Here is a 22,079-nt window from a genome sequence, read left to right as displayed (position 1 = left end):
CTGATCGTCGCGGTGGTGCTCGCGGTGCTCGCCGCGGTCGTCGTGGCCTGCCTGGCCTCGGGCGCAGCGGACCCGGGCCGCCTCGCAACGGACGCGGACGGTGGAGCGGTGAGGGCCGGCGGGGTGCTGCGCGCCGGCGGGCTGCTGTTCTTCGCCTTCGCCGGCTACGCCCGCGTCGCCACCCTCGGCGAGGAGGTCCGCGACCCGGCGCGCACGATCCCCCGCGCTGTCGCGACCGCGCTGACGATCACCCTCGTCGTCTACCTGCTGGTCGCCGTCGCGGTGCTGGCCGTGCTCGGTCCGCAGCGGCTGGCCGCGGCGGGCGCCCCGCTGGCCGACGCCGTGCGCGCCGCCGGTGCCGGGGGGCTCGACGGGGTCGTGCGGGTCGGGGCGGTGCTGGCCGCCGCCGGGTCGCTGCTCGCGCTGATCCTCGGGGTGTCGCGCACGACGCTGGCCATGGCCCGCGACGGGCATCTGCCCGCCACGCTGGCCGCGGTGGCCCCCCGCGTCGGCGTGCCGCATCACGCGGAGCTGGCCGTCGGCGCGGTCGTCGCCGTGCTGGCGGGGCTGGCCGACCTGCGGGCGGCCATCGGGCTGTCCTCCTTCGGGGTGCTGGTCTACTACGCGGTCGCCAACGCCAGCGCCTGGACGCTGCGCGCCGAGGAGGGCCGCCCGGCGCGGGTGGTACCCGCCGCCGGCCTGGTCGGCTGCGCGCTGTTGGCGTTCGCCCTGCCCGTCCCGGCGGTGCTCGGCGGGCTCGGGCTGCTCGCCGTCGGACTGGCCATCCACGGCCTGCGCCGCCTGGCCCGCCGGCGCGCCACGGGGGCACGGCGGGGTTCGTAGCCTGCGCCGGGCCGATGGAGGGTGGCCGGCCCGGCGCAGGCTCCCGCCGGCGGGCTCAGCGCACGAGGGCGGCGAGGGTGTCGACCTGCGCGGGGTCGTCGGCATAGCAGTAGAGCACCAGCTCGTCGGCGCCGAAGTCGGCGTAGGCGGCGACCGTGTCGACGATCTCGCCGGGGTCGTGCAGCGGCTCGCCCCACCCCGGCCGGCCGGCGAAGGCGTAGTAGTCCGCGATGGCCCGCCGCGCACGGGTGAGCGTGTCCGGCCCGCCGACGGCCACGTTGACCTGGCAGACCAGCCGCGGCCGCCCGCCGCGCCCGGCGGCGGCCCACTGCTCGCCCAGCGCGTGGACCAGCGGCCCGGCCCAGGCCAGCGGTGCCGCGCAGACGAAACCGTCGCCGTGGCGCGCGACGCGGCGCAGCGCCGCCGGGGCGAACCCGCCGACGAGGATCGGCGGCCCGCCCCGCCGTCGCGGGACGCGGCCCGATCGGGGCGCCGTGGTAGGGCTGGCCGGCCCAGATCGCGCGCAGCGCGACGAGCTGGTCGTCGAGGATCCGCCCACGGCGGTGCATCGGCGTTCCCGCCGCGCCATGGTCGTCGGCGCGGCCGCCGACGCCGACGCCGAGGACGAACCGGCCCGGTGACATCCGGTCGACGGTGGCGACCTGCTTGGCCAGCAGCGCGGTGGCCCGCAGCGGGCCGAGCAGGACCTCGGTCTGCAGCCGGATGCTGGTGGTGGCACCGGCGAGGGTGGCCAGCGCGACGAGCGGCTCGGGATTGTCGAAGGCGAGCCGGTCGAGCAGCGCCAGGGAGTCGAAGCCGGCCGCCTGCGCGCGGACGGCCCAGTCGAGCAGGCGGGCGGGGTCACTGATGGGCAGGCCAAGACCGAGGTCCATGATGATCTCCGAAAGGTGGGCAGCCGACACTGCTGTCGCCACCTCCTGCTCGCCCGGGCGAGCAGCCGGCTCCCTCTGCGACGTGGTGCGCGGAGCACGGCAAGCGGAGTTCCACCACCAACCCTACCCGAGCGCCACCTTCGGGGCACCCGCCCCGCCGGTCCGCCGGCCGCCGTCGCGGGCGGGGTCAGCGGGCCCACGGGTCCTGCACCGGCATGGGCACCCCGTGGCGTCCCGTCATCCGGGACACGGCGAACGCTGCGATCTCCTGCAACGCGACGTCACCGAGCCGGCGGATCCCGGCGACCCCCGCGGCGACGCGCTGCTCGCAGGCACGGGCGCCGGCGTCGTCGCCGACCAGCCGGTAGGCGTCGGCGAGGTCACGCAGCAGCGTCGGATAGAACGCCGGCAGCGGCAGGGGCAGCCCGCGACGCGCTACCTGGAGCTCGCGCACGTGCTCCCCGGCGCGCAGCGCCCGCAGCAGCCAGGCGAGCCGGTCGTGCTGATCGTCCTGCAGGGCCGCCATCGCCAGGGCGCAGTCGGCGCGCAGGGGCGCGTCGTCGACCGGGCTGAGTTGCCGCCACACGGCGGCGAGCAGGCTGCGGGCAGCCTGCCGCCGCCCGCCGCGGGCCAGTTCGAGGCCACGTTCGATCTGCTCCGCCCGTGGATCCGCCTGATGCATGCGCCGCCCTCCCCTCTGCGGCCGCCACGGCGGCGGCCGGTGAACGCCGACGGCGCTGACGATAGGGCCGCCCTCCGACAGTTTTCGCCCCGTCGCGTCGGTGGAGCGGGCCGGGACGCTGGTGTGCTCGGGTGCAGGTCGCGTCCGGCCGGGTGGTGGCGGTCCGGTTTGATGAAGCTGCCCTGATGTTGATGCGAATCGTCGATGCAGGAAGGTCCCCGCGGGCAACAGGGGACCTTCTCTGTCCCGGTCGCTCGCCTGGACCAGCAGGACGGCTGTTTCGGGAAGTGCTGCACAGGCCTTACGGGTCTGACGAAACAGCATCTGGAACGAGCAAAGCCGACTGTCCGCCTCCGTGGATCGGCCTCGGACCCTCCCGGTGGGATCCGGACGACTTGCGGGCGGTCCGCCGCATCAACCGAAACCGGCGATCAGTGGTGGGTGTCACGGGGCGTGGGCCGGCGACGGCCCCGGGGGGCNGGGGATCGCGTCCTGGCCCGTCACAGGGCTGTGGCGTAGATGCGTACCTGCTGGCCTGAGCGGGCTATGGCGTCGCGTTCGTGGGCGAGACCGGTCTTCTCGGCCACACGTTGGGAGGGCGTGTTGTCCGGGTGGATGATCGCAACGAGACGCCTGATCTCGAGGACGTCACGGGCGAGGTCTCGGCAGGCGGTGGCAGCTTCGGTGGCGTAGCCGTGGCCCTGGGCATCGATGCGGACGTGGTAGCCGATCTCGATGTCGGTGGTTCCTTCGACTTCCTGGGGGGTCAGGCCACAGTCGCCGACGAACTCGCCGGTGGACCGCAGCGTGACCAGCCAGAGCCCGAAGCCTTCCTGCCGGTAGAGACGCTGGTTCCAGTCGATCCAGGCCAGGGCCTCGTCGCGGCCTTTGGTACGCGGGTAGTACCNCATCACGTCCGGGTCGCCGAGGAGCGCGGCCATGTCGTCGAGGTCGTCGGTGGTCATCGGGCGGAACGCGAGCCGCGAGGTCGGAGCCGGGATGCGCTGCTCGTGATTCACAAGGAAACCCGCTCTCTCGCCTCAATCACCTCCTCATTGTCGCCTTTCTGCCGTATGNCGGTGGTCCCTGACGTCTCGGACCGGCAGGGCAAGGTGGCCATCCAGGACCACACCGCCCGCTTCCGGCTCGTGCCCCAGCTCGCCAAGGTGCTCAGCGTGCCGACGCCCGCCGCTCGTCGTCCACGAACACAANCGGCTCGGCCGCGGCATCGAACTCGCCATGCTCACCGAGGAGCGGAAAGCCTTCGACGTGCTCAGTGCGCCGTGCGCACCGCCGAGACCAGTGCGCCGGTGCCCTCGTCCTGCTGCGACGGGGTGAGCAGCGGACGCCCGTAGGCCGCGGCGCGATCACGCAGGGTGAAGGTCTCCGCCTGCCAGCCGAGGCCGTCCAGCCAGCCGACCGGGTCCTCCGGCATCTCCGAGACCCACATCGACGCTGCCGATCCCGCAGCGGCGTCCCCGCGGAAGCGTTCGACCACACCGCGCGTGCCCAGTGTCAGGCCCATCCTGCTGCCTGCGGCGGACAGCGCGCCGACCCGTTCCAGCAGCGACTGCACCGCGTCGGCGGGCAGATAGATCAGCAGTCCCTCGGCGATCCACACCGTCGGCTGCGCCGGATCGTGCCCGGCGGCGGCCAGGGCGCCGGGCCAGTCCTCGCGCAGGTCGACCGGGACGGTGATCCGCTCGCAGCGCGCAACGGCCCGCTCCTGACGCAGCACCGAGGCCTTGAAGCCCAGCGGTTCGGCCGTGTCGACCTCGAACAGCCGGGTCCCCGTAGGCCAGTCCATCCGGAAGGCCCTGCTGTCCATCCCGGCTCCGAGCAGCACGACCTGCCGGACGCCGGACGCGACCGCCCGGTTCAGCAGGTCGTCCAGGAACTTCGTCCGGATGACGATCGAAAGGGCCACCTCGAGCCAGCGGCGCCGCGCCGCCTCGTCCGCGCGCGGGGGCGACAGCGTCCCGGGGCCTCTTCCGCCGGCCGTGGCGAAGGCCAGCGCCAGCGGGTCCCGGAACAGCGGCTGCTCGCGTGCCGTCTCCATCGCCCTCACCCGGGCCACGCCCACGGCTGTGGCCCACACCCCGGACGGTTCGACCCGGCCCGCCGCATCAGTCATGCGTTCACCCTAGGCCACCGGGGCGTCACACCGGCGCGGTGGGAAACAGCGCTCCGGGGGCCAGGTCCAACCTGATGGCGACGACGTCCGGCAGTCCCAGCGCGGTGCGGAGATGACCGGCCACCGCGTCGGGATCCTCGTCCAGGCCAGGGAAACAGCGCATCCGCTGACAGCACTTCAGCCCTATCACCAGCACGAGGAAGGTCTGGTCAGCGGTCGTCCTCCCTCGCGCCCAGCCGACCTCGCCCACCGTGGGTGTGAACGGCTCAACCANCTCCCGCGCCGCGACGGTTCCGCGGAACCTCGGGTAGGCGGTGCGGTCGATCGATGCCAACACACACCTCGACGATCACGGGGCCAGGATGACGGAATCCCAACGATCCCTCTCAAGGCAACCCCCGCTGGTTTCTACCAGCGGGGAAACAAGGACGCGGCACGTCTCGTTCGTATTCCGGCCCCACCCCGCCGACGCGGCCGCGTTCACGGGCGGCGGCCAGGGGCCACTCGGGGCGACCGTGACCGGCACGAGCCCGCAAGCCCGCGCAGGTCCGCGACCGCATGGGCGAGTGCGCCCACGGGCCCATGCCTTGTTCCAGCGTCACCTGGCCGGCCACACAGCCGTTTCCGCGGGCCGATCGANGCCGTCCGTGGCACCAGGGGCCCACACAACAGCTCCTGGCTCCACCGCCACCAGCGTCGTCGCCGGGGCGAACGCGGCCGACGCGGCACTAGGGTGGATCGTGATGACGCTGCACCGCCGGTCCGTGCCCCGGTGAACGACGAGAACGGGCGGTCCACCGCCACCGACATCGCCGGCACGGTCGGCGCGGGCCCGGTCGACGCCGACATCGACGACGTGGCGCGGCCGCTGCCCGTGCCGATGCCGGGCGGATCGACCGCCGGAGGCGCCGCGCCGCTCGCGCTGCCCGCCGAACTGGCCGCGCGCGTCGGCGACTACGCCCGCGCGTCACGGTCGGCGTCGACGTGGCGCGCCTACGACAGCGACCTGCGCCAGTTCCGCGCCTGGTGCGCCCGCCAGCCGGCCGCGCCCAGCGCCCTGCCGGCGACGGCGGCCACCGTCGCCGGCTACCTGGCCACGCTTGCCGACGCCGGCTACAAGCCCTCGACGATCCGTCGCCGCCTCGCCGCGATCTCCGTGGCCCACCAGCTCGCCCAGCATCCCAACCCGGCCGCCGCCCCCGAGGTCGGCGCCGTCTGGGACGGCATCCGACGCACCCGCGGGGTGCGCCCCACCCGCAAGACCGCACTGGACACCGACCTGCTCACCCGGGTCGTGGCGGGCCTGCGCGACGACGACCTCGCCGACATCCGCGACCGGGCCCTGCTGCTCGTCGGTTTCGCCGGCTGCCTGCGCCGCAGCGAACTGGTCGGCCTCGACGTCGCCGACCTGGTGGAGACAGCCGACGGTCTCATCCTCACCGTCCGCCGGTCCAAGACCGACCAGGAGGGCGAAGGAGCACTCGTCGGCATCGCCTACGGCTCCTACCGGCCGACCTGCCCGGTGCGGGCGTGGCGGGCCTGGGCGCAGGCGGCCGACCTGCGCCAGGGCCCGGCGTTTCGCGCGGTCAGCCGGCACGGCCACGTCGGCGCGACGAGGCTCTACCCCGGGTCGGTGGCCCGCGTGGTGCAGCGCCGCGTCGCCACCGCGGGCCTCGACCCCGCCGACTTCGCCGGCCACTCGCTGCGCTCGGGATTCGCCACCGCCGCCGCCCGCGCCGGCGTCGCCGACCGCTCCATCATGCGCCAGGGCCGCTGGCGTTCCTCGGCGTCGCTGGACGGCTACGTCCGCGCCGGGCGCCTGTTCGACCGCGACAACCCCTCCGGCCGCGTCGGCCTGTAGAACCCGGGGGCGGTAGGGCCCAGGGCGGTAGGGCCCCTGGGGCGCAGGGCCGTCGGGGCCTGCTCACCCGGCGGGCGTGTCAGCGCCGCCGGAACCTCTCGACGGCGCAGGCGACACCGACACCCCAGAGCTGGAGGACGACGGCGCCGAGATCGGCCAGCCCCGTGCAGACCAGCCCGACCGCGGCCACGGACGACGCGACGATCATCACGCCGCCGCACCAGCCACCCCCACCCGGCCCGCCCGGCCCGGTGCGGACCCGACTGTCGCCGCCGCCGCGACGCGTACGTGCGGCGACCACCCGCGCCGACCGACGACCCCCGACGGTGACGCAGCGTCGCGCCGTGGAGGGCCGATCGTGGGCCCGGGGGAGTGCGGTACGGCTGCGGACGGTGACGGCAAGCCGGCAGGTGCGGGGAGCGCGGCCGCAGCGCGCGCGAGGGTGGCGCGACGGGCGGGGGCCACGCGGGCGAGTGCGCGAACGGGTACGCGGGCGGCGGCGTGTCATGAGGGCTGCTCCTCGCTCGGGCGCGTCCGGCGGGTTCCGACCCGACCGGGTGGGTCAGGGCTGGCCGGGTCACCGACGACACCGTCGACAACGTCGGCGTCGATTCCGGCTGTGCGTACCCTTCTTATCGAGCGGCACGAATGCATGGCAAGACGCCGCATCAACCGTCGGAGAGGACGTCCGTGGCGCCGGGGAATGCGACATCGAATGTTGCATTCAGCCTGCCGTGNCGTATGCGGCCGGTCGATCACACCAGCCCGATACGGCACCGCGTGCCATATCGGATGTCGGGGCCTGCGTGCCCGGGAACGAACGGAGAGTGAGGAAGGCGCATGTCGGGTCAACCGCAGCAGGAGCCGGTCACGCAGGCAGGATCCCCGCTCGCGCTGCTGCTGCAGGATCGTTACGAACGGTACAAGCGCCACGGAGTGTCACTGGGTGCGATCGCTCGCTACCTGCAACGCCAGGGAACAACAGCGGAACAACGAAATCTGGCGGCCAAAATCGGCCGCTTCTTCCGCGACGGTTCGGGCGCGCCGTCGCAGCGCTGGTCCTACCTGGCGGCAGAGATACGACTCGGATATCCCGAGGAGGAACAACAGGCGCAACTCGAGGCCTGCGCCGAGCTGTATCACAGAGCTTTTCCGGCCGCGACGGACTGCCCGTACGGAGGTTCCCCCGAGTTGTCCTTCGAGGACTATGTCCGGCGCAACATCGAGGAGTCGATGCGGATACTGGGGCGGTCCGGCGGCGCCGAGGACCTTTCCGACGAGGACCTGCGCCTGGTGGCCGAGCGNCTCATGCCGCTGCTCGACGGCGCCAGTCTGTTCAACCCCTGCCTNCACTGGATGTCCACAGTACGTGACAATCCAGAACGTGGACGTCACCCAGAGGACCTCCTGGCCATCACACAGTGCGACGAACAGCTGGCCGCCTTCGACCGACAGCTCGCCACGGTGACGCGCGGCGCGGCCGACCGGCTGCGTCTGGCCATCCGCGAGCATCGCGCCGCGCACCGCCGGGCCCTGGCCCGTCCCGACGCCCCTGCCGGTCTCGCCGGCGCCGATCCGACGACCGGCCTGGACGCGTCGACCGGCGCCAGCGGGCCAGGTCCCGCCGGCGCCACCCTGCCAGCCCCCCACGCCCTGCCAGCCCCCCATACTCCGCCGGCTCCCCACCTCCCGCCCGCCCTGCCGGACCCGGTGACCCCGCCGGCGCCGGCGTCTGCCTGGCGGTGGCTGCGCACCTCGCCGCCACCGACCCACCCGAAGCTCGGCCCCGGCCCGGGCACGGACCGTGCCCCAGCGGTCGCGGGTGAACAGGGCATCGGTGACGCCGACTCGTCGGGAGGTGAACCCGCCCAGAGCTGAGGCCGACCAGCACCCGCGGCCGCCGTCGCGGCGGGACGGCCGGCCGATCGCCCCGGGACGACCCCTGGGAGACCTGCAGCATGGTCATGTTCTCGTTGCCGGGGTGGGCGTGGCAGGCTGCCAGGTGTGAACAGTGGCGCCGCGGCGGAACCGGGCCCCGGGACGGGCGCGGACGCCGCCGCGCCCGGCGGTCGGGGCGGCCCCGGCGAGCTGGACGGTTCACCGGGAGGCGACGCACGGGCGGCCTCGGCGGGGCCGTCGTGGGACCTCATCGTCTCCCACGCCGTCGCCGAGCCGGACGCGGCCTGGGCGCGCTGGCTGTGCTGGCAGCTCGCCCACGCCGGCTACCGCGTGCTCAGCCACCCGATAGTCGCCCCCGGACCGCCGGCGACGGTGGCGGGGACGGCGGCGGGACCCGCGCCGGTCGATCTCGACCGCCATCTCGCCCTCGGCGGGGAGATCCTCATCATCTGGTCGGCGGCGTATCGGGCGCAGACGACACGATCGGCCCCCGCGGGAGGCGGCCTGACCGTGCTGAGTGCCCCGGCGACGACGGGCGGCCGTCCCGCCGGGCAGGGACGACCACTGGCCGGCGCCGGGACCGCGATGGGACCGTCCCCGCGGGCGGCCTCGACGGCGACGCCCGACGTGGCCGTCGGCTCGGAACCGGCGGCGACGACTGCGGGCACGGCGACGACTGCGGGGGCGCATCCGCCGACCCGGTCCGGGCACGACGCCGGGCCGCCACACACCGCCGGGACGCCAAACACCGCCGGGACGGCCGGGGCCCGCGCGAGCGGCAGCGGCAGCGGCAGCGGCAGCGGCAGCGGCAGCGGGCGGATCATCCTGGTGCGGATCGAGGACTGCTCGCGGCCCGCGCCGTTCGCCGGCCTGCTCGCCTTCGACCTGTTCGGCCTGGACGCGACGCTGGCACGCGACTGGCTGCTGCGCCAGATCACCGTCGTCGCCCCCCGGCCCGCGGCCGGCCTCACCCCACCGCCGTTTCCCCCCACCTCGTTCGCCGGTACCGACACCGAGCCCACCCCACACCCCGGCGACGCCGGCGGACACCCGCCGTCCGGCCCACCGCCGTCCGGCGGCGCGGCGGCCGGCAGCGGCCGCCGCGTTGTCGGCGGTGGCGGTGGCGGTGGCGCGATGTTCGCCGGCGCCGGTGCCCGCCGCGAACGCGGCGCCGGGCGCGACCTGACTGCCGCCCGCCGCCTGGCCGTGCTGCCCGAGGAACGCGGCCATCCGATGAGCGTCAGCTTCAGCCCGACCGCGGCGCTGGTCGCCACCGGCGGCACCGACACCACCGTCCGGCTGTGGCAGGCGGCGTTCCCCGACCCCCCGCGGCTGGTCGCCGCCGTCGGCTACGGCCGGCGGATCAACCAGGAGTGGGCGCGGGCGGTGACGTTCAGCCCGGACGGGCGCATCCTCGCCGCCGCCGGCGACGCGGGCACCACCGTGCTGTGGCAGGTCGCCGACCCGAGCCGACCGGTGCCGCTGATGACGCTGACCGGCCACCGCGGCTACCTGCACGACCTCGGCTTCAGCCCCGGCGGCACCCTGCTGGCCACCGCCGGCGACGACCGGGCGGTGCTGCTGTGGGACCTCGCCGAGCCGGGGGTGCCACGGCGCGCGGCGATCCTCGCCGGGCATCGCAGCGCCGTGCGGGCGGTGGCGTTCAGCCCCGACGGCACCCTGCTGGCCACCGGCGCCGAGGACCGCACGGTCACCCTGTGGGATCTCGCCGACCCCACCCACCCGAGCGCCACCGTGACCCTGTCCGGCGCCCGCGGAGCCGTGTTCACCGTGGCGTTCAGCCCCGACGGGGACCTGCTCGCCGTCGCCGGCAAGGACCGCACCGTGCGGGTCTACTCGGTGGCCGACCCCACCACCGAGACCGTCCTCGCCGAGATCGCCGACCATCGCCGCGCCGTGCACGCCGTCGCCTTCAGCCCCGACGGCACCCTGCTGGCCACCGCCAGTGCCGACCGCACCGCGACGGTGCGCGACATCACCGACCCCGAACGTCCCGGTCCCGGCCACCGCCTACCGGCCCANGCCGGCCCCGTCCAGGACGTCGCCTTCGCCCCCGACAGCCGCCTGCTGGCCACCGCCGCCGCCGACCGCCTCACCATCCTCTGGGACCTGTTCCCCCCGGCGCCCCCCGAAGGCGCCCCGTCCGGTTGACCCGCCGACGGCCCCGGCGGCGGTGGATACGATCATCGGATGTGGCGGCGACGGCGTCCCCCGGTGATCGCGTTACTCGGCGTCGACGGGGTGGGCAAGACCACCCAGGCGCGGCGGCTCGCCCGCACCCTGACCGCCGCCGGGCAGCCGGCCAGCTATTTCGAAAACGGCGGCGGCCGGCCGCTGCTCGATCCGCTCGCCCGCAGGCTGGGCCGCCGCGACGGCCCGGACCTGCTCGGCCGCCGCGTCCACGTCGCCGTCGAGGCGACCTACCGTGGCCTGGCGATCACCCGGGCGCTGGCGCTGTCCCGGCTCACCGGCCGCATCGCGGTCATGGACCGCTACACCTACTGCCAGTACGCGGTCATGGGACTGCGCGGCGACGGCACCGGCGACGACGACGGCGCCCGGCGGGTGCGCGCCGCCTACCGTCGCTTTCCCCTCCCCGACCTGGTGGTGCTGTTCACCGCCCCGGCCACGCTCGCCCAGCAGNGGGTCGAACGCCGCGGCCGCGACCACGAGGACCTCGACCGGCTGACCGCCTTCGCCGAGGCCTACCGCGACCTGCCCGAGGCCGCCGCGTTCCACGAACTGCCCGCCTCCGGCACTCCCGACGAGGTCCACGCCGTTCTGTACCCGCTGGTGACCGAGGCCCTCGGCCGCCGACTCGACCGTCCTGCGGTGCGGGCGCGGGCCACTCACCTGCTCAGGGAACGCGCGACGCGCAGGCCCACGTCATCGAGGCGCAACGTCGGATGGNTGCGGCGGCGCACCGAGGCCCGGCAGCTCCACGNCTCGTCGAACCACCCGCCGCCGCGCAGCACCCGGTAGCTGCCGTAGACCTCGGCGTCGTAGACGTCCCAGCACCATTCCCACACGTTGCCGAGCATGTCGTGCAGCCCCCACGCGTTGGGCGCCCGGCCGCCGACGTCCCGCGGCCGCTCGCCGGCGTTGGCGCGATACCAGGCGATGTCGTCGAGCCGGCCGTAGCGCGCCCCCGCCGTCCCGGCCCGGCAGGCGTGCTCCCACTCCGCCTCGGTCGGGAGCCGGTACCCGTCGGCACCGGCATCCCACGCGACCTGCTCGCCCCCGCCCCGCCGTCGCCGTCGTCGCCGAGGTGGGCGTCGCCGACGTCGATGGACAACCGGTACGCCGGCGTCAGACCCTCGCAGCGGGACAGCGCGTTGCAGAACCGGACGGCGTCCCACCAGCACACGCCCTCGACCGGCAGCTGATCACCCTGGATGCTGCTGGGCCGCTGGCCGGTGATCCGCGCGTACTGCGCCTGGGTGACGGGGCAGGCCGCCAGCCGGAACGCGGCGAGATCCACCGTCCAGCGGCGCCGCGTACGCCGATCCGACAACGTCACCCGCCCGGCCGGGACGGTGATCATCTCGACGGGCGTGCCTGGCTGCATGCGACGACGATCTCACCGCTGGCCGCCCCCGGCTGTTCACCGTCTCGGCGACGCAGGCCCACCAGCGAGTCGAACGCCGCGGGGCCGCCCTGGCGCGCGGAGCAGTGTCAGCGGTCGTGTCCGGGCACGAAGGCGAGGGCCGCGCGAAGGTTGTGCTCGGCGATACCGGCCATGAGGGCACGGTCGGGGAAGTCTCCGTCGAGTAGCCGCAACGGTCCGGCGACGAGGGACAGGTGCATCGCCACCGTGTAGGACGTCAGACGCCGCTCGTCGAGGTCGCCGCGCCCCAGCCACCGGTAGTGCCCACCGAAGCGCCCCGGTGGCGCGCCATCGCTCGGAGCGTCTCGCCGAGGCGAGCCATGGTCGCCTGCACGCTGCGCGGGTCCCGGCGCAGCCGTTGTTCCAGGGTTCCGCCGGGCACGTCCTCGACCACGGCGATGTCCGCCGGGTAGTGGCGTNCGCTGCGGCCGGTCAGCCGGATCCGGGGCGTGCGGATTCCCAGGGCGTCCAGCTGCCGGTGGGCGGCCTCGAACAGCTCGAGGCCGCAGGCGGGGGAGAACGGCGGTGCCGGGTGCCGAAGGCCGCGGCCGCGACGGCTTCCAGGTGGTCCCGCGAGACAACTCTGCGTACTGCATGCACGTTCCGTCTCCTCCAGGTGCCGGCCTGGACGCGCCGGGCATCGGCGCGGCCCGCCCTGCCGGCCGAACCACACACCCCGCCGCGACTCACGACAACGACGACGACGAGCCGGAGCCGGACCCGGAGCGACCGGCTCGCCCACGACGCCTGCCCGCCCGCATCGCCGGCTTGCCGGTCGCCGCTGGGGTCGCCGCTGGGGTCGCCGAGGTGGGGGTTGCCGGGATGGGGGGCGCCGGGGCGGGGGGCGCCGGGGTGGGGGGCGCCGCCCAGTGCACGGGGCGGGTCAGGGGCGCCGGCGCAGTGGTGGTCGCGTCGCCGCGGGCGGCGTCGAGCTGGGCCTGCACGACGAACAGCGCCCCGCGCAGGTCCGCCCCGCGCAGGTCGGCGCCCCGCAGATCCGCCCCGCGCAGGTCCGCGCCCCGCAGCTCGGCGCCGCGCAGGTCCGCCTCGATCAGCAGGCGGCCGGCCAGCTCCGCGCCGCGCAGATCGGCGCCGGCCAGGCGCGCGCCGACCAGGTCGACGCCGAGGGTGCGCGACCGCGGCGCGCCGATGAGCCCGGCGCGCAGCAGGGCGCTGGCGCGGGTCAGCAGGCCGTGGACGGCGCGGCGGTGGGCGGGCAGATCCGCGGCGAGCAGGGTGTCGGCGTCGGCTCCGGTCAGGGTGACCGTCACCGCCGTGGTGGCATCGAGCTCGGCGAGCAGACCGGCGCGGTCCGCGTCGGCGAGCCGGGCGTGGGCCTCACCGAGCCGCGCACGGGCCTCACCGAGGTGGTGCAGGGATTCGTGCAGGGTGCGCATGACCGTGAACGTGTCGAACATCCGCGCCGCGTCGGCGGGATGGGTGCGNCAGTCCCGGCCGGCGAAGGTGACCTGGCTGACCTGCTGGCCGGCGCCGAAACAGTCGAACACCGCGCAGCCGCGAAACCCGCGGGGGCGCAGCTCGTCGTGCACGGAGCAGTCGAGCNGTGCGCTCAGATGCCGGCACGGCGTCCCCGGAGGCTTGCTGATCGGGAAGTCCGCCGAGGTGGCGAAGCCCGGGGCGACGCAGCACAGCGCGAAGCAGCTGCCGCAGTCGGCCGCCAGCCGCGGGTGGGCGGGGGTCAGCCCCAGCTCGGCAGGGCCGCCGGGCCGGCCCGGCGCGGGCGGGTGGGGCTCGTCGCTCACCGCGTGGGCCTCCTCGACTCGATGGATATGTCATGCTGGCGGACGCGACGGCTTCGGGAGGAAGCCGGTGCGAATCCGGCGCGGTCCCGCCACTGTCACCGGGAAGTGCGTCTTCCTGGATGGGCCCACCGGCGCGACGCGGCGCGGGAGGACACATCCGGTGATCGTCGCGCCCGGGCCGGGAATGATCTCCCGATGCCGGGTGGGGCGACGGGTCACGGCCGCGTCAGGCGGCTGGAAGGCCGAGGGCGCGCGCCGATCCGGGAGCCAGGATACTCCGGCCGTCGCAGGGTGATCACCAAGGGCGAGGACCCTCCGGGAGGACATCGGCATGCCTGCACCACCGTCCCACCGGCCCGAGCGGCCGCAGCGGCACGTCGTCGCGGCGGCGCGGGCGTGGTGAGCTTCCCGCTGTCCGCCGTCGTGGGCATGGACGACCTGCGCCTGGCGCTGCTGCTCAACGCGGTCAGCCCGACGCTCGGCGGCGTGCTCGTGCGCGGGGAGAAGGGCACCGCCAAGTCCACCGCGGTGCGGGGGCTGGCCGCCGTGNTGCCACCGGNGCAGGTGGTCGACGGCTGCCGGTTCGCCTGCGCGCCGCAGGCGCCGAACCCGGACTGCCCCGACGGGCCGCATCCGGCCGCCGCGGTGGGGGTCAGCCGCCCGGCGCGGCTCGTCGAGCTTCCCGTCGGCGCCTCCGAGGACCGGGTGACCGGCTCGCTCGACCTCGACCGGGCCCTGGCCGACGGCGTCAGCGTGCTGCGCCCGGGGCTGTTGGCCGCCGCCCACCGCGGCGTGCTCTACGTCGACGAGGTCAACCTGCTCGGCGATCATCTCGTCGATCTGCTGCTCGACGCCGCCGCGCTCGGCGTCGCCCACGTCGAACGCGACGGGGTCTCGGTGCGTCACCCGGCGTCGTTCCTGCTGGTGGGGACGATGAACCCGGAGGAGGGGGAGCTGCGCCCGCAGCTGCTCGACCGGTTCGCGTTGACCGTGCAGGTCGCCGCCAGCCGCGATCCGGCGCTGCGCGCGCAGGTGGTGCGCCGCCGGCTGGCGTTCGAGGCCGACCCCGACGGGTTCGCCGCCGCCTGGGCGCCGGCCGAGGCGCGCCTCGCCGCCCAGGTCGCCGACGCCCGCACCCGCCTGCGGGCGGTCACCCTGACCGACGCGGCGCTGCGCGCGGTGACCGCGGTCTGCGCCGGGTTGGACGTCGACGGGATGCGCGCGGACGTCGTCCTGGCGAAGACGGCGATGGCGCTGGCCGCCTGGTCCGGGCACGGCACGGTCCGCGCCGCGGACATCCGCGCCGGCGCGCGCCTGGCCCTGCCGCATCGGCGCCGCCGGGGCCCGTTCGACGCCCCCGACCTCGACGACGCCACCCTCGACGCCGTCCTCGACGCCGCGCTCGACGGCCTCGACGCCACCGCCGACGCCGAACTCGCCGACGCGGCCACCGCCGGCACGGCCGACGGCGACACCGCCGGCACGGCCGGTGACGGCGGACGGTCACGCCAGGACGCAACCGGCGACGGAACCGGCCCCGACAACCGTGGACCGGACGGCTTCGGCCCGGACGGCCGGGGCCCGCACCCGGACGACGACCCCGACGGCGACGGTCCGCACCGCGACGGTCCGCACCGCGGCGGCCCGGACGGCGGCGGCCCCGGCAGCGGCGGCTCGGACGGCGACGACGACCGCACCGGCCCCGGCGGCTCACTCGGTGCCGGGGCCGGGCTCGACGGACAGGGACCGGCGCACGGAGCCGACCCGGCGACGGGCCCGGACGCACCGCCCGGCGCCGACGATCCGCGCCTGCCCGCCGCGCCGCACCGCGCTCCCACCGGCGCGTTCGGTGCCAGCGCCGATGCCGAGGGGCGCGGGCACCGGGCGGGCGGGGGACACCTCACCCTCCCGCCGGGGATGCGCCCTGCGTTCGCGGACCGTCCGACCATCACCGCCGGATCCGCCCGAAGCGGCGCCCCGCCCGACCCGGCCGCCGCCGGAGCGGGGGTCGCGGGGGCGCCCGGGGCGGCGTTTCGACCCCGGCTGCTCGCCGTCGCCGGCCTGGGCAGCGCCGCCGGGGCCGCCGGGCGCCGCTCCCTGGTCCGCGGCAACCGCGGGGCGGTGGTCACCACCGCCGCCGACGCCCCCGGGATGCACCTGCCCGCCACCCTGCTGGCCGCCGCCCCCCACCAGCACGCCCGCGGCCGACGCGGGCCCGCCCCGATCCTGCTGCCCGCCGACCGGCGCGGCGCGGTGCGGGTCGGCCGCGAGGGCAACCTGGTGCTGTTCGTCGTCGACGCCAGCGGATCGATGGCCGCCCAGGCGCGGATGACCCTGGTCACCACCGCCGTGCTGGCCCTGCTCACCGACGCCTACCAGCGCCGCGACCGCATCGGCATGATCACCTTTCGGGGGTCCGGTGCCGAGGTCGTGCTCGCCCCCACCGCCAGCGTCGAGGTCGGCGCCGCCCGGCTGCGCGCGCTGCCGACCGGCGGGCGTACCCCGCTGGCCGCCGGGCTCACCCGCGCCGGGCAGGTGCTGCGCGCCGAACGCCGCCGGGACCCGGCCCGGCGCGCCCTGCTCGTCGTCGTCACCGACGGGCGCGCCACCGCCGGCGCCGACCCGCTGCCGGTGGCCCGCGCCCTGGTCCGCGCCGCCGGTGGCGCGGGGGGACCGGCCACCAGTCGGCCCCGCGGCGGGCGCGGCCCGGGTGGCACCGCGGGCCGCGGCGGGCTGGCCAGCGTCGTCGTCGACTGCGAAAGCGGCTTCCTGCGCCTGGGGCTGGCCGGCCGGCTCGCCCACGCCCTCGGCGGGATCACGATCGGACTCGACGCCCTGCCGCTGCTGACCCCACCGCCGCCGACAACCCCACCGCCGCCGACAACCCCACCGCCGCCGACAACCCCACCGCCGCCGACGACCCGGCCGACGCCGCCGACCCCGCGCCCACACGCCAGAAAGGCGGCCTGAGATGGCGCCGCAGGGGCAGCCGGCCAGCGTCCCCGACGACGGACTGACCACCCGCGAACGCCGCGACCGACCGCTACTGATCGTGCACNCCGGCGACGGCAAGGGCAAGTCGACCGCCGCGTTCGGGCTGGCGTTGCGCGCCTGGTCGCAGGGCTGGCCGGTCGGGGTGTTCCAGTTCNTCAAGTCCGCCAAGTGGCGCATCGGCGAGGAACGCGCCCTGCGGGTGCTCGCCGACTCCGGCGCCGGCGGCACCGTCGACTGGCACAAGATGGGCTCGGGCTGGAGCTGGGTGCAGGGCCGCGTCGACCCCGACGGCGACCCCNCCGCCGCCGCGGCCGAAGGCTGGGCGCAGATCCGCCGCGACCTGGCCGCCGAGACCTACCGGCTCCTCGTCCTCGACGAGATGACCTACCCGATGGGCTGGGGCTGGCTCGACGTCGACGAGGTCGTCGACACCCTGCGTGCCCGTCCCGGCCGCCAGCACGTCGTCGTCACCGGCCGGCGCGCCCCGCAGGAGCTGCTCGACGCCGCCGACCTCGTCACCGAGATGACCAAGATCCGTCATCCGATGGACGCCGGGCAGAAGGGGCAGCGGGGGATCGAATGGTGAGCGCGCCGCTCACCCTGCCCCGCCTCGTGCTGGCCGCCCCGACCAGCGGCGCCGGCAAGACCACGGTGACCACCGGGCTGATGGCCGCCCTGTGCGCCCGCGGGCTGCGCGTCTCCCCGCACAAGGTCGGCCCCGACTACATCGACCCCGGCTACCACGCCCTGGCCACCGGCCGGCCCGGACGCAACCTCGACGCGGTGCTGTGCGGCGAGGCACGCCTGGNCCCCCTGTTCGCCCACGGCGCGGCCGGCGCCGACGTCGCCGTCGTCGAGGGGGTGATGGGCCTGTTCGACGGCGTCGCCCGCCCGCAGCCCGGCGAGGCCGCCGACCACGCCTCCACCGCGCATGTCGCCCGGCTGCTCGACGCTCCGGTCATCCTCGTCGTCGACGTCTCCGGCGCGGCCCGGTCCATCGCCGCGCTCGTCGCCGGGTTCCGCGCGTTCGACCGGCGCATCCACCTGGCCGGGGTGATCCTCAACCGGGTCGGTTCGCCGCGCCACCGCGCACTGCTCACCGAGGCGCTGGCCGACATCGGGATGGCGGTGTTCGGCGCCGTCCCCCGCGAACAGTCCGTGCACACCCCGTCGCGTCACCTGGGCCTCGTGCCCGCCGCCGAACGCCGCCCGGCCGCCCTCGACGCCGTCGACCGCCTCGGCGCCCTCGTCGCCGCCTCCTGCGACCTCGACGGCCTGCTGCGGGTCGCCCGCGCCGCCCCCCCGCTGCACACCGAGGCCTGGAATCCGGCCACAGCCCTCGCCACCGACACGGCCCTCGCCACCGACACGGCCCTCGCCACCGACACAGCCCTCGCCACGTCCACCGCCACCGCCACGTCCACCGTGATCGGGGAAGGCGGGCAGGGGCGAGGCGCCGGGGCCGGCCGGCCGCCGCGGATCGCCGTCGCCGGCGGGGCGGCGTTCACCTTCGGCTACGCCGAGCACGTCGAGCTGCTCACCGCCGCCGGCGCGCAGGTCGTCGCCGTCGACCCGCTGCACGACGACACGCTGCCCGCCGGCACCGACGCGCTGATCATCGGCGGGGGCTTCCCCGAGGAACACGTCGGCGCGCTCACCGCCAACACCCGGCTGCGCGGCGAGATCGCCGCGTTCGCCGCCCGCGGCGGGCCCGTCGCCGCCGAATGCGCCGGGCTGCTGTATCTGGCCCGCAGCCTCGACGGCGCGCCGATGTGCGCCGTCCTCGACGTCGACGCGGTGATGGGCCCGCGGCTCACCCTCGGCTACCGCCGGGCCGTCGCCGCCACGCCCAGCCCGCTGGTCCCGGCCGGCAGCGTCCTGGCCGCCCACGAGTTCCACCGCACCGTCCTGCTGCCCCCGCCCGCCGGCGCCCCCCCGCCCGCCTGGTGGCTGCCCGTCGTCGACCCCGCCGCCCCCGCCTCCGCCGGCGCGGCGACCCCGCCGCCGCAAGCGCCACCCGGGACGCCGCCGGCGGCCGTCGAGCCCCCGGTGGCCGGCCCGATCGAGGCGCCGTCACGCTGGCTGGCCGAGGGCTTCGTCCACCGCCGGGTGCACGCCTCCTACCTGCACCTGCACTGGGCCGGATCGCCCCGGATCGCCACCGGCCTGCTCGCCGCCGCCCGCGCATCCCGCCGCGACCCCGCCTCCGCCACCCGCCACGACAACCCCGCCGGTACCCACCGCGACCCCGCCTCCGCCACCCGCTACGGCGATCCGCCCGCCCGCCACGGCATTCCCGGCACCGGCGGCCGCCGGCCCGGCGCGGCCTGACCCCCGATGGCCACCGCCCGGACCGCGGCCGAGCTGGTCGTCGGCGTCGGCGCGCGCCCCGGGGTCGACGCCGCGGAGATCCTCGCGCTCATCGACACGGCGCTACGCGCACTCGCCGTGCCGGCGGACGCCGTGCGCCTGCTGGCCACCGTCGACGCCCGCCGCGACGAGCCGGGCATCGTCGCCGCCGCCGACCACCACCGCTGGCCCATCGCGGCCTACCCCCCGCACCGCCTGGCCACCGTCGACGTCCCCCACCCCGGCGCCGCGCCGCAGGCCGCCCTCGGCACCCCGAGCGTCGCCGAGGCAGCCTGCCTGCTCCCCCTCGACCCGAACCCGGCCGCGCCGCGACCGGTCCTGCTCCTACCCAAACGCACCAGTCGCCGCGCCACCCTCGCCGTCGCCCGCCACCGCCCGCCACCTCGGTGATCTCATCGCGCCCAGACTCCCCTGAACCAGCCCGTCCCCTCGCGGGCACGGCAGGCAGGACACGGTCCTCGCCGACGAAAAACGACTCGCCGACAACGGGGGCGGGCTGGTTGGCTGTCGGGCTGTGCGTGTTCTGGTGACCGGAGACCGGGGGCTGGTGGGCCGGGCCGTAACAGCGGCGCTGACATCCGCCGGACACCGGACGGTGGGATTCGATCTGATGGACGGGCACGACGTGTGCGACGCTGCCGGTCTCGAGCGGATGTCCGCGGGCTGCGGGGGGATCGTGCACCTGGCCGCCCTCGACGAGCCGGTCGACGATCCGGGCCTGGCGGCGTTTGGACCGGTCACGACCGGCACGGACACGCGGGTGTTCGAGACCAATGTGGTCGGGACGAGCAACGTGCTGCGGGCGGCCGAACGCCGCGGTGTGCCCCGGGTGGTCGTCATGAGCAGCGTGGACGTGTTGGGGTGTTTCGGCGGCCGCGGCCGCCCGGCCTACCTTCCCCTCGACGACCGCCATCCCGCCCGCCCGGCGGGTGCGTACGCGATGTCGAAGTGGCTGGCCGAGCAGATGTGCCAGGTGGCCACCGCCGCGACCGGCCTCTGCACGGTGTGCCTGCGCCCACCCGGGGGGTGTTCGCCGAGCAGACCTACGCCGGGATACGGCGGGCCCGCCGCGACGAGCCCACCTTCGAATGGGCGCCGATCTGGGAGTACGGCGCCTTCCTCGACGTGAGTGACCTCGCCTCGGCGGTCGAACGGGCGCTGACCGCTCCGCTTGCCGGGCACCATCGGCTGCTGCTGTGCGCGGCAGACATCTCCTCCGCCCACGACGACGCCCGCGCCCTGGTGACGCGGCTGCTCCCCGACGTCACCTGGCGCGGGGGAGCGGAGTATCTCCAGGATCCGTACCGGGCACTGATCGACACCTCGGGCGCACGCACGCTGCTGGGCTGGGCGCCGCGGCACCGCTGGCGACCTTCCCGCGTGGAGTAGACCCTGGGATCGGCGCAGAGGGCGCCCGTGCCGTCCGCGGCGCGCGGACCGGCGGTGACGACCCGCGGCGGGAGGGATCGTGACGGGAGGGATCGTGACGAGGCGGGAGCCGACCGGCGCGGTCGATCCGGTGGAGCGGATGTCCTACGCGGTCGTGCGCGCCCGCCTGGACACCTCCGGGCTGCCCCGGCTGACCCGGGCGGTGCTGGAACGGGTCGTGCACGCCAGCGCCGACGTGCGCTACGCCGACGACCTGGTCTGCCGGGAGGACGATCTACGCGCAGGGGTGGCGGCGCTGCGCTCGGGGGTCGCGCTGGTCACCGACGTGGCGATGACCGCCCTCGGCCTCGCCGACGACCCCCGCCGCCCGCCCGACCCCGACCCCCACGCCCACCCACCTCCGCACACCCATGCCGATAGCGCCGGTGACGCCGGTGGCGGGGCCGGGGCTCACCTGGCCGGTCGGCCGGTGGTGTGCAGCGTCGGACGCGCCGATCCCGCCGTCGCCCGCCGCGACGACCTCAGCCGCCCGGCGGTGGGCATGGCGCTGTCCGTCGACGAGGTCGGCCCGGGCGCCGTCTACGTGATCGGGGCGGCGCCGAGCGCGCTGGAGGAGCTGCTGTCGCTGGCCGACGTGGCCCGCCCGGCGTTCGTGGTCGGGCTGCCCGTCGGTTTCGTCGGCTCGGTGGAGGCCAAGATGGGCCTGCGTGACAGCGGCATCCCCGCGGTGTCGAACCGCTCCGCGCGCGGCGGCCCGGCCGTCGCCGCCGCGGCCGTCCATGCCCTGCTGCACACCCTCGTCCCCGACTGACCAAGCCGCCCGACTGACGCGCGGCCGGCGGACGGTCAGTCCGAGGGGACGCTCAGTCCGAGGGGACGCTCAGTCCGGGGGGGACGCTCAGTCCGGGGGCGCGGGCAGGAACCGGGCGAGGTCGGGATGGGACCGCCCGACGGGGGTGAACGCGATGACGTCCGTGGCGGTCACGCCCGCCTGCTGGAAGGGGTCCTCGGCGAGGATGCGGTCCAGCGTCGCGCGCTCGACGCCGTCGGCGAGGATGACCCCGCCGGTGCGCGGCGTGCGCGGGCCGGAGAGCAGGAACACGCCCTGGTCGTAGTAGNGGGCCAGGTAGGCGCGGTGCTCGGCCAGCAGCCGGTCGACCTCCTCNATCGGGCGAAGGTAACGAAGCACGATCACGAACATCGGCGGGAGGCACCCTTCTGCGGGGAACGCGCCGTGCGCCCGCGGTGACGAGCCCGGCGGCGGGGTCGGGGGCACATCAGCCCATCCGCGGACATCTTCCGACATCCTTGCGACGTCCTTCAGGCGTCCTCGTGCAGGACGAGGTCGAGCAGCCCGGGGAAGCGACGGTCGAACTCCGCCCGGCGCAGCCGGTTGAACCGGCGGGGGCCGGTGTCACGCTGCTCGAGCAGCCCGGTCGCGCGCAGCACCGCGAAGTGGTGGCTGCGGGTCGCCGCGCTGACGGGCACCTCGAAGCTGCCACACGGCAGCGTCCAGTCCGGATGGTCGGCCAGCATGCGCAGGATGGCGCGGCGCACCGGGTCCCCGAGGGCGTCGAGGGCCTCCTGCAGGCTGACCTGCGCCGGGTCGCGGTGGGTCAGGCT

Annotated in this window: 15 protein-coding genes, 14 pseudogenes and 1 riboswitch; of the genes and pseudogenes, 15 read left to right on the top strand and 14 right to left on the bottom strand. The window is 76.0% G+C overall.

What is annotated here, in order from left to right; translation table 11 throughout:
* On the top strand, nucleotides 1-843 hold an 843-nt coding region (locus tag UK94_RS42080), incomplete at its 5' end, for an APC family permease (RefSeq protein WP_235486729.1).
* Nucleotides 844-898: 55 nt separating this feature from the next.
* On the opposite strand, the pseudogene UK94_RS75820 reads toward UK94_RS42080, so the two are convergent.
* The 5 genes and pseudogenes from UK94_RS75820 to UK94_RS06660 all read right to left on the bottom strand — a co-directional run bounded on the left by UK94_RS75820 (nucleotide 899) and on the right by UK94_RS06660 (nucleotide 4,552).
* Nucleotides 899-1,736, bottom strand: a pseudogene (locus UK94_RS75820) (LLM class flavin-dependent oxidoreductase).
* Nucleotides 1,737-1,923: 187 nt separating this feature from the next.
* Nucleotides 1,924-2,418, bottom strand: coding sequence for a hypothetical protein (locus UK94_RS06670; RefSeq protein ID WP_011604855.1), 495 nt, complete (start codon nucleotides 2,416-2,418; stop codon nucleotides 1,924-1,926).
* A gap of 500 nt (nucleotides 2,419-2,918) precedes the next feature.
* Nucleotides 2,919-3,325, bottom strand: a pseudogene (locus tag UK94_RS06665) (GNAT family N-acetyltransferase); the annotation flags it as partial.
* A gap of 1 nt (nucleotide 3,326) precedes the next feature.
* Nucleotides 3,327-3,437 (bottom strand): annotated as a pseudogene (locus UK94_RS72985) (GNAT family N-acetyltransferase); the annotation flags it as partial.
* A 254-nt stretch (nucleotides 3,438-3,691) separates the two neighbouring features.
* Nucleotides 3,692-4,552 carry a class I SAM-dependent methyltransferase gene (locus tag UK94_RS06660; RefSeq protein WP_011604857.1) on the bottom strand — a complete coding sequence of 287 codons (861 nt, stop codon included), beginning with the start codon at nucleotides 4,550-4,552 and terminating at the stop codon, nucleotides 3,692-3,694.
* 880 nt (nucleotides 4,553-5,432) lie between these two features.
* Between UK94_RS06660 and UK94_RS06650 the strand changes: the two genes are divergently transcribed.
* On the top strand, nucleotides 5,433-6,413 hold the full coding sequence (locus UK94_RS06650) for a tyrosine-type recombinase/integrase (RefSeq protein ID WP_063845175.1): 981 nt from the start codon (nucleotides 5,433-5,435) through the stop codon (nucleotides 6,411-6,413).
* 79 nt (nucleotides 6,414-6,492) lie between these two features.
* Here UK94_RS06650 and UK94_RS06645 read toward each other — a convergent pair whose 3' ends face one another.
* Nucleotides 6,493-6,714, bottom strand: a complete 222-nt coding sequence (locus tag UK94_RS06645) for a hypothetical protein (protein ID WP_055749095.1) — start codon at nucleotides 6,712-6,714, stop codon at nucleotides 6,493-6,495.
* Nucleotides 6,715-7,763: 1,049 nt separating this feature from the next.
* On the opposite strand from UK94_RS06645, the pseudogene UK94_RS42065 reads away from it, so the two are divergent.
* Both UK94_RS42065 and UK94_RS75815 read left to right on the top strand, forming a co-directional pair.
* Nucleotides 7,764-8,291 (top strand): annotated as a pseudogene (locus UK94_RS42065) (hypothetical protein); the annotation flags it as partial.
* Nucleotides 8,292-8,897: 606 nt separating this feature from the next.
* Nucleotides 8,898-10,354: pseudogene (locus UK94_RS75815) on the top strand (WD40 repeat domain-containing protein); the annotation flags it as partial.
* A gap of 924 nt (nucleotides 10,355-11,278) precedes the next feature.
* Here the strand turns inward: UK94_RS75815 and UK94_RS32215 are convergent.
* The 5 genes and pseudogenes from UK94_RS32215 to UK94_RS06620 form a co-directional block, all read right to left on the bottom strand.
* Nucleotides 11,279-11,698 (bottom strand): SUMF1/EgtB/PvdO family nonheme iron enzyme (locus tag UK94_RS32215; protein ID WP_268761220.1); only part of this gene is annotated, 420 nt, incomplete at its 3' end.
* A 2-nt stretch (nucleotides 11,699-11,700) separates the two neighbouring features.
* A pseudogene (locus tag UK94_RS72980) lies at nucleotides 11,701-11,877 on the bottom strand (formylglycine-generating enzyme family protein); the annotation flags it as partial.
* Between the two features lie 131 nt (nucleotides 11,878-12,008).
* A complete protein-coding gene (locus UK94_RS34575) occupies nucleotides 12,009-12,146 on the bottom strand; it encodes a hypothetical protein (protein WP_200912755.1) in 138 nt (45 codons plus the stop codon).
* Between the two features lie 214 nt (nucleotides 12,147-12,360).
* A pseudogene (locus tag UK94_RS42045) lies at nucleotides 12,361-12,613 on the bottom strand (hypothetical protein); the annotation flags it as partial.
* 13 nt (nucleotides 12,614-12,626) lie between these two features.
* Nucleotides 12,627-13,337: a pentapeptide repeat-containing protein gene (locus UK94_RS06620; RefSeq protein WP_235486822.1), complete on the bottom strand. Its 711-nt coding sequence runs from the start codon at nucleotides 13,335-13,337 to the stop codon at nucleotides 12,627-12,629.
* A 423-nt stretch (nucleotides 13,338-13,760) separates the two neighbouring features.
* A riboswitch (cobalamin riboswitch) is annotated at nucleotides 13,761-13,981 on the top strand.
* A gap of 282 nt (nucleotides 13,982-14,263) precedes the next feature.
* Between UK94_RS06620 and UK94_RS06615 the strand changes: the two genes are divergently transcribed.
* The 11 genes and pseudogenes from UK94_RS06615 to UK94_RS06590 all read left to right on the top strand — a co-directional run.
* A partial coding sequence (locus UK94_RS06615; RefSeq protein WP_235486727.1) for a VWA domain-containing protein occupies nucleotides 14,264-16,673 on the top strand: 2,410 nt, incomplete at its 5' end.
* Nucleotide 16,674: 1 nt separating this feature from the next.
* Nucleotides 16,675-16,761 (top strand): annotated as a pseudogene (locus tag UK94_RS42040) (cob(I)yrinic acid a,c-diamide adenosyltransferase); the annotation flags it as partial.
* A gap of 1 nt (nucleotide 16,762) precedes the next feature.
* Nucleotides 16,763-16,851, top strand: a pseudogene (locus tag UK94_RS42035) (cob(I)yrinic acid a,c-diamide adenosyltransferase); the annotation flags it as partial.
* Between the two features lies 1 nt (nucleotide 16,852).
* Nucleotides 16,853-16,995, top strand: a pseudogene (locus tag UK94_RS42030) (cob(I)yrinic acid a,c-diamide adenosyltransferase); the annotation flags it as partial.
* 1 nt (nucleotide 16,996) lies between these two features.
* A partial coding sequence (locus UK94_RS42025; protein ID WP_235486725.1) for a cob(I)yrinic acid a,c-diamide adenosyltransferase occupies nucleotides 16,997-17,283 on the top strand: 287 nt, incomplete at its 5' end.
* A pseudogene (locus UK94_RS42020) lies at nucleotides 17,277-17,505 on the top strand (cobyrinate a,c-diamide synthase); the annotation flags it as partial. The gene UK94_RS42025 and the pseudogene UK94_RS42020, both read left to right, overlap by 7 nt.
* Before the next feature lies 1 nt (nucleotide 17,506).
* On the top strand, nucleotides 17,507-19,028 hold a 1,522-nt coding region (locus tag UK94_RS06605), incomplete at its 5' end, for a cobyrinate a,c-diamide synthase (RefSeq protein WP_235486723.1).
* 6 nt (nucleotides 19,029-19,034) lie between these two features.
* Entirely contained in the window at nucleotides 19,035-19,457 is a 423-nt protein-coding gene (locus UK94_RS06600) for a cobalamin biosynthesis protein (protein ID WP_011604869.1), read from the top strand.
* Nucleotides 19,458-19,581: 124 nt separating this feature from the next.
* Nucleotides 19,582-20,049 (top strand): annotated as a pseudogene (locus UK94_RS42015) (NAD(P)-dependent oxidoreductase); the annotation flags it as partial.
* 23 nt (nucleotides 20,050-20,072) lie between these two features.
* Nucleotides 20,073-20,456, top strand: a complete 384-nt coding sequence (locus tag UK94_RS42010) for a hypothetical protein (protein ID WP_235486829.1) — start codon at nucleotides 20,073-20,075, stop codon at nucleotides 20,454-20,456.
* Nucleotides 20,457-20,535: 79 nt separating this feature from the next.
* A complete protein-coding gene (locus tag UK94_RS06590; protein ID WP_011604872.1) occupies nucleotides 20,536-21,267 on the top strand; it encodes a precorrin-8X methylmutase in 732 nt (243 codons plus the stop codon).
* An 87-nt stretch (nucleotides 21,268-21,354) separates the two neighbouring features.
* On the opposite strand, the pseudogene UK94_RS06585 reads toward UK94_RS06590, so the two are convergent.
* The 3 genes and pseudogenes from UK94_RS06585 to UK94_RS42000 all read right to left on the bottom strand — a co-directional run.
* Nucleotides 21,355-21,574 (bottom strand): annotated as a pseudogene (locus UK94_RS06585) (YciI family protein); the annotation flags it as partial.
* A gap of 1 nt (nucleotide 21,575) precedes the next feature.
* Nucleotides 21,576-21,621: pseudogene (locus UK94_RS72975) on the bottom strand (hypothetical protein); the annotation flags it as partial.
* Nucleotides 21,622-21,776: 155 nt separating this feature from the next.
* Nucleotides 21,777-22,046: a winged helix-turn-helix domain-containing protein gene (locus UK94_RS42000; protein ID WP_268761239.1), complete on the bottom strand. Its 270-nt coding sequence runs from the start codon at nucleotides 22,044-22,046 to the stop codon at nucleotides 21,777-21,779.
* Between the last annotated feature and the right edge of the window lie 33 nt (nucleotides 22,047-22,079).

Source organism: Frankia sp. AvcI1, from assembly GCF_001420875.1.
Classification (GTDB): domain Bacteria; phylum Actinomycetota; class Actinomycetes; order Frankiales; family Frankiaceae; genus Frankia; species Frankia alni.
This window is presented reverse-complemented; position numbering and strand designations above follow the sequence as displayed.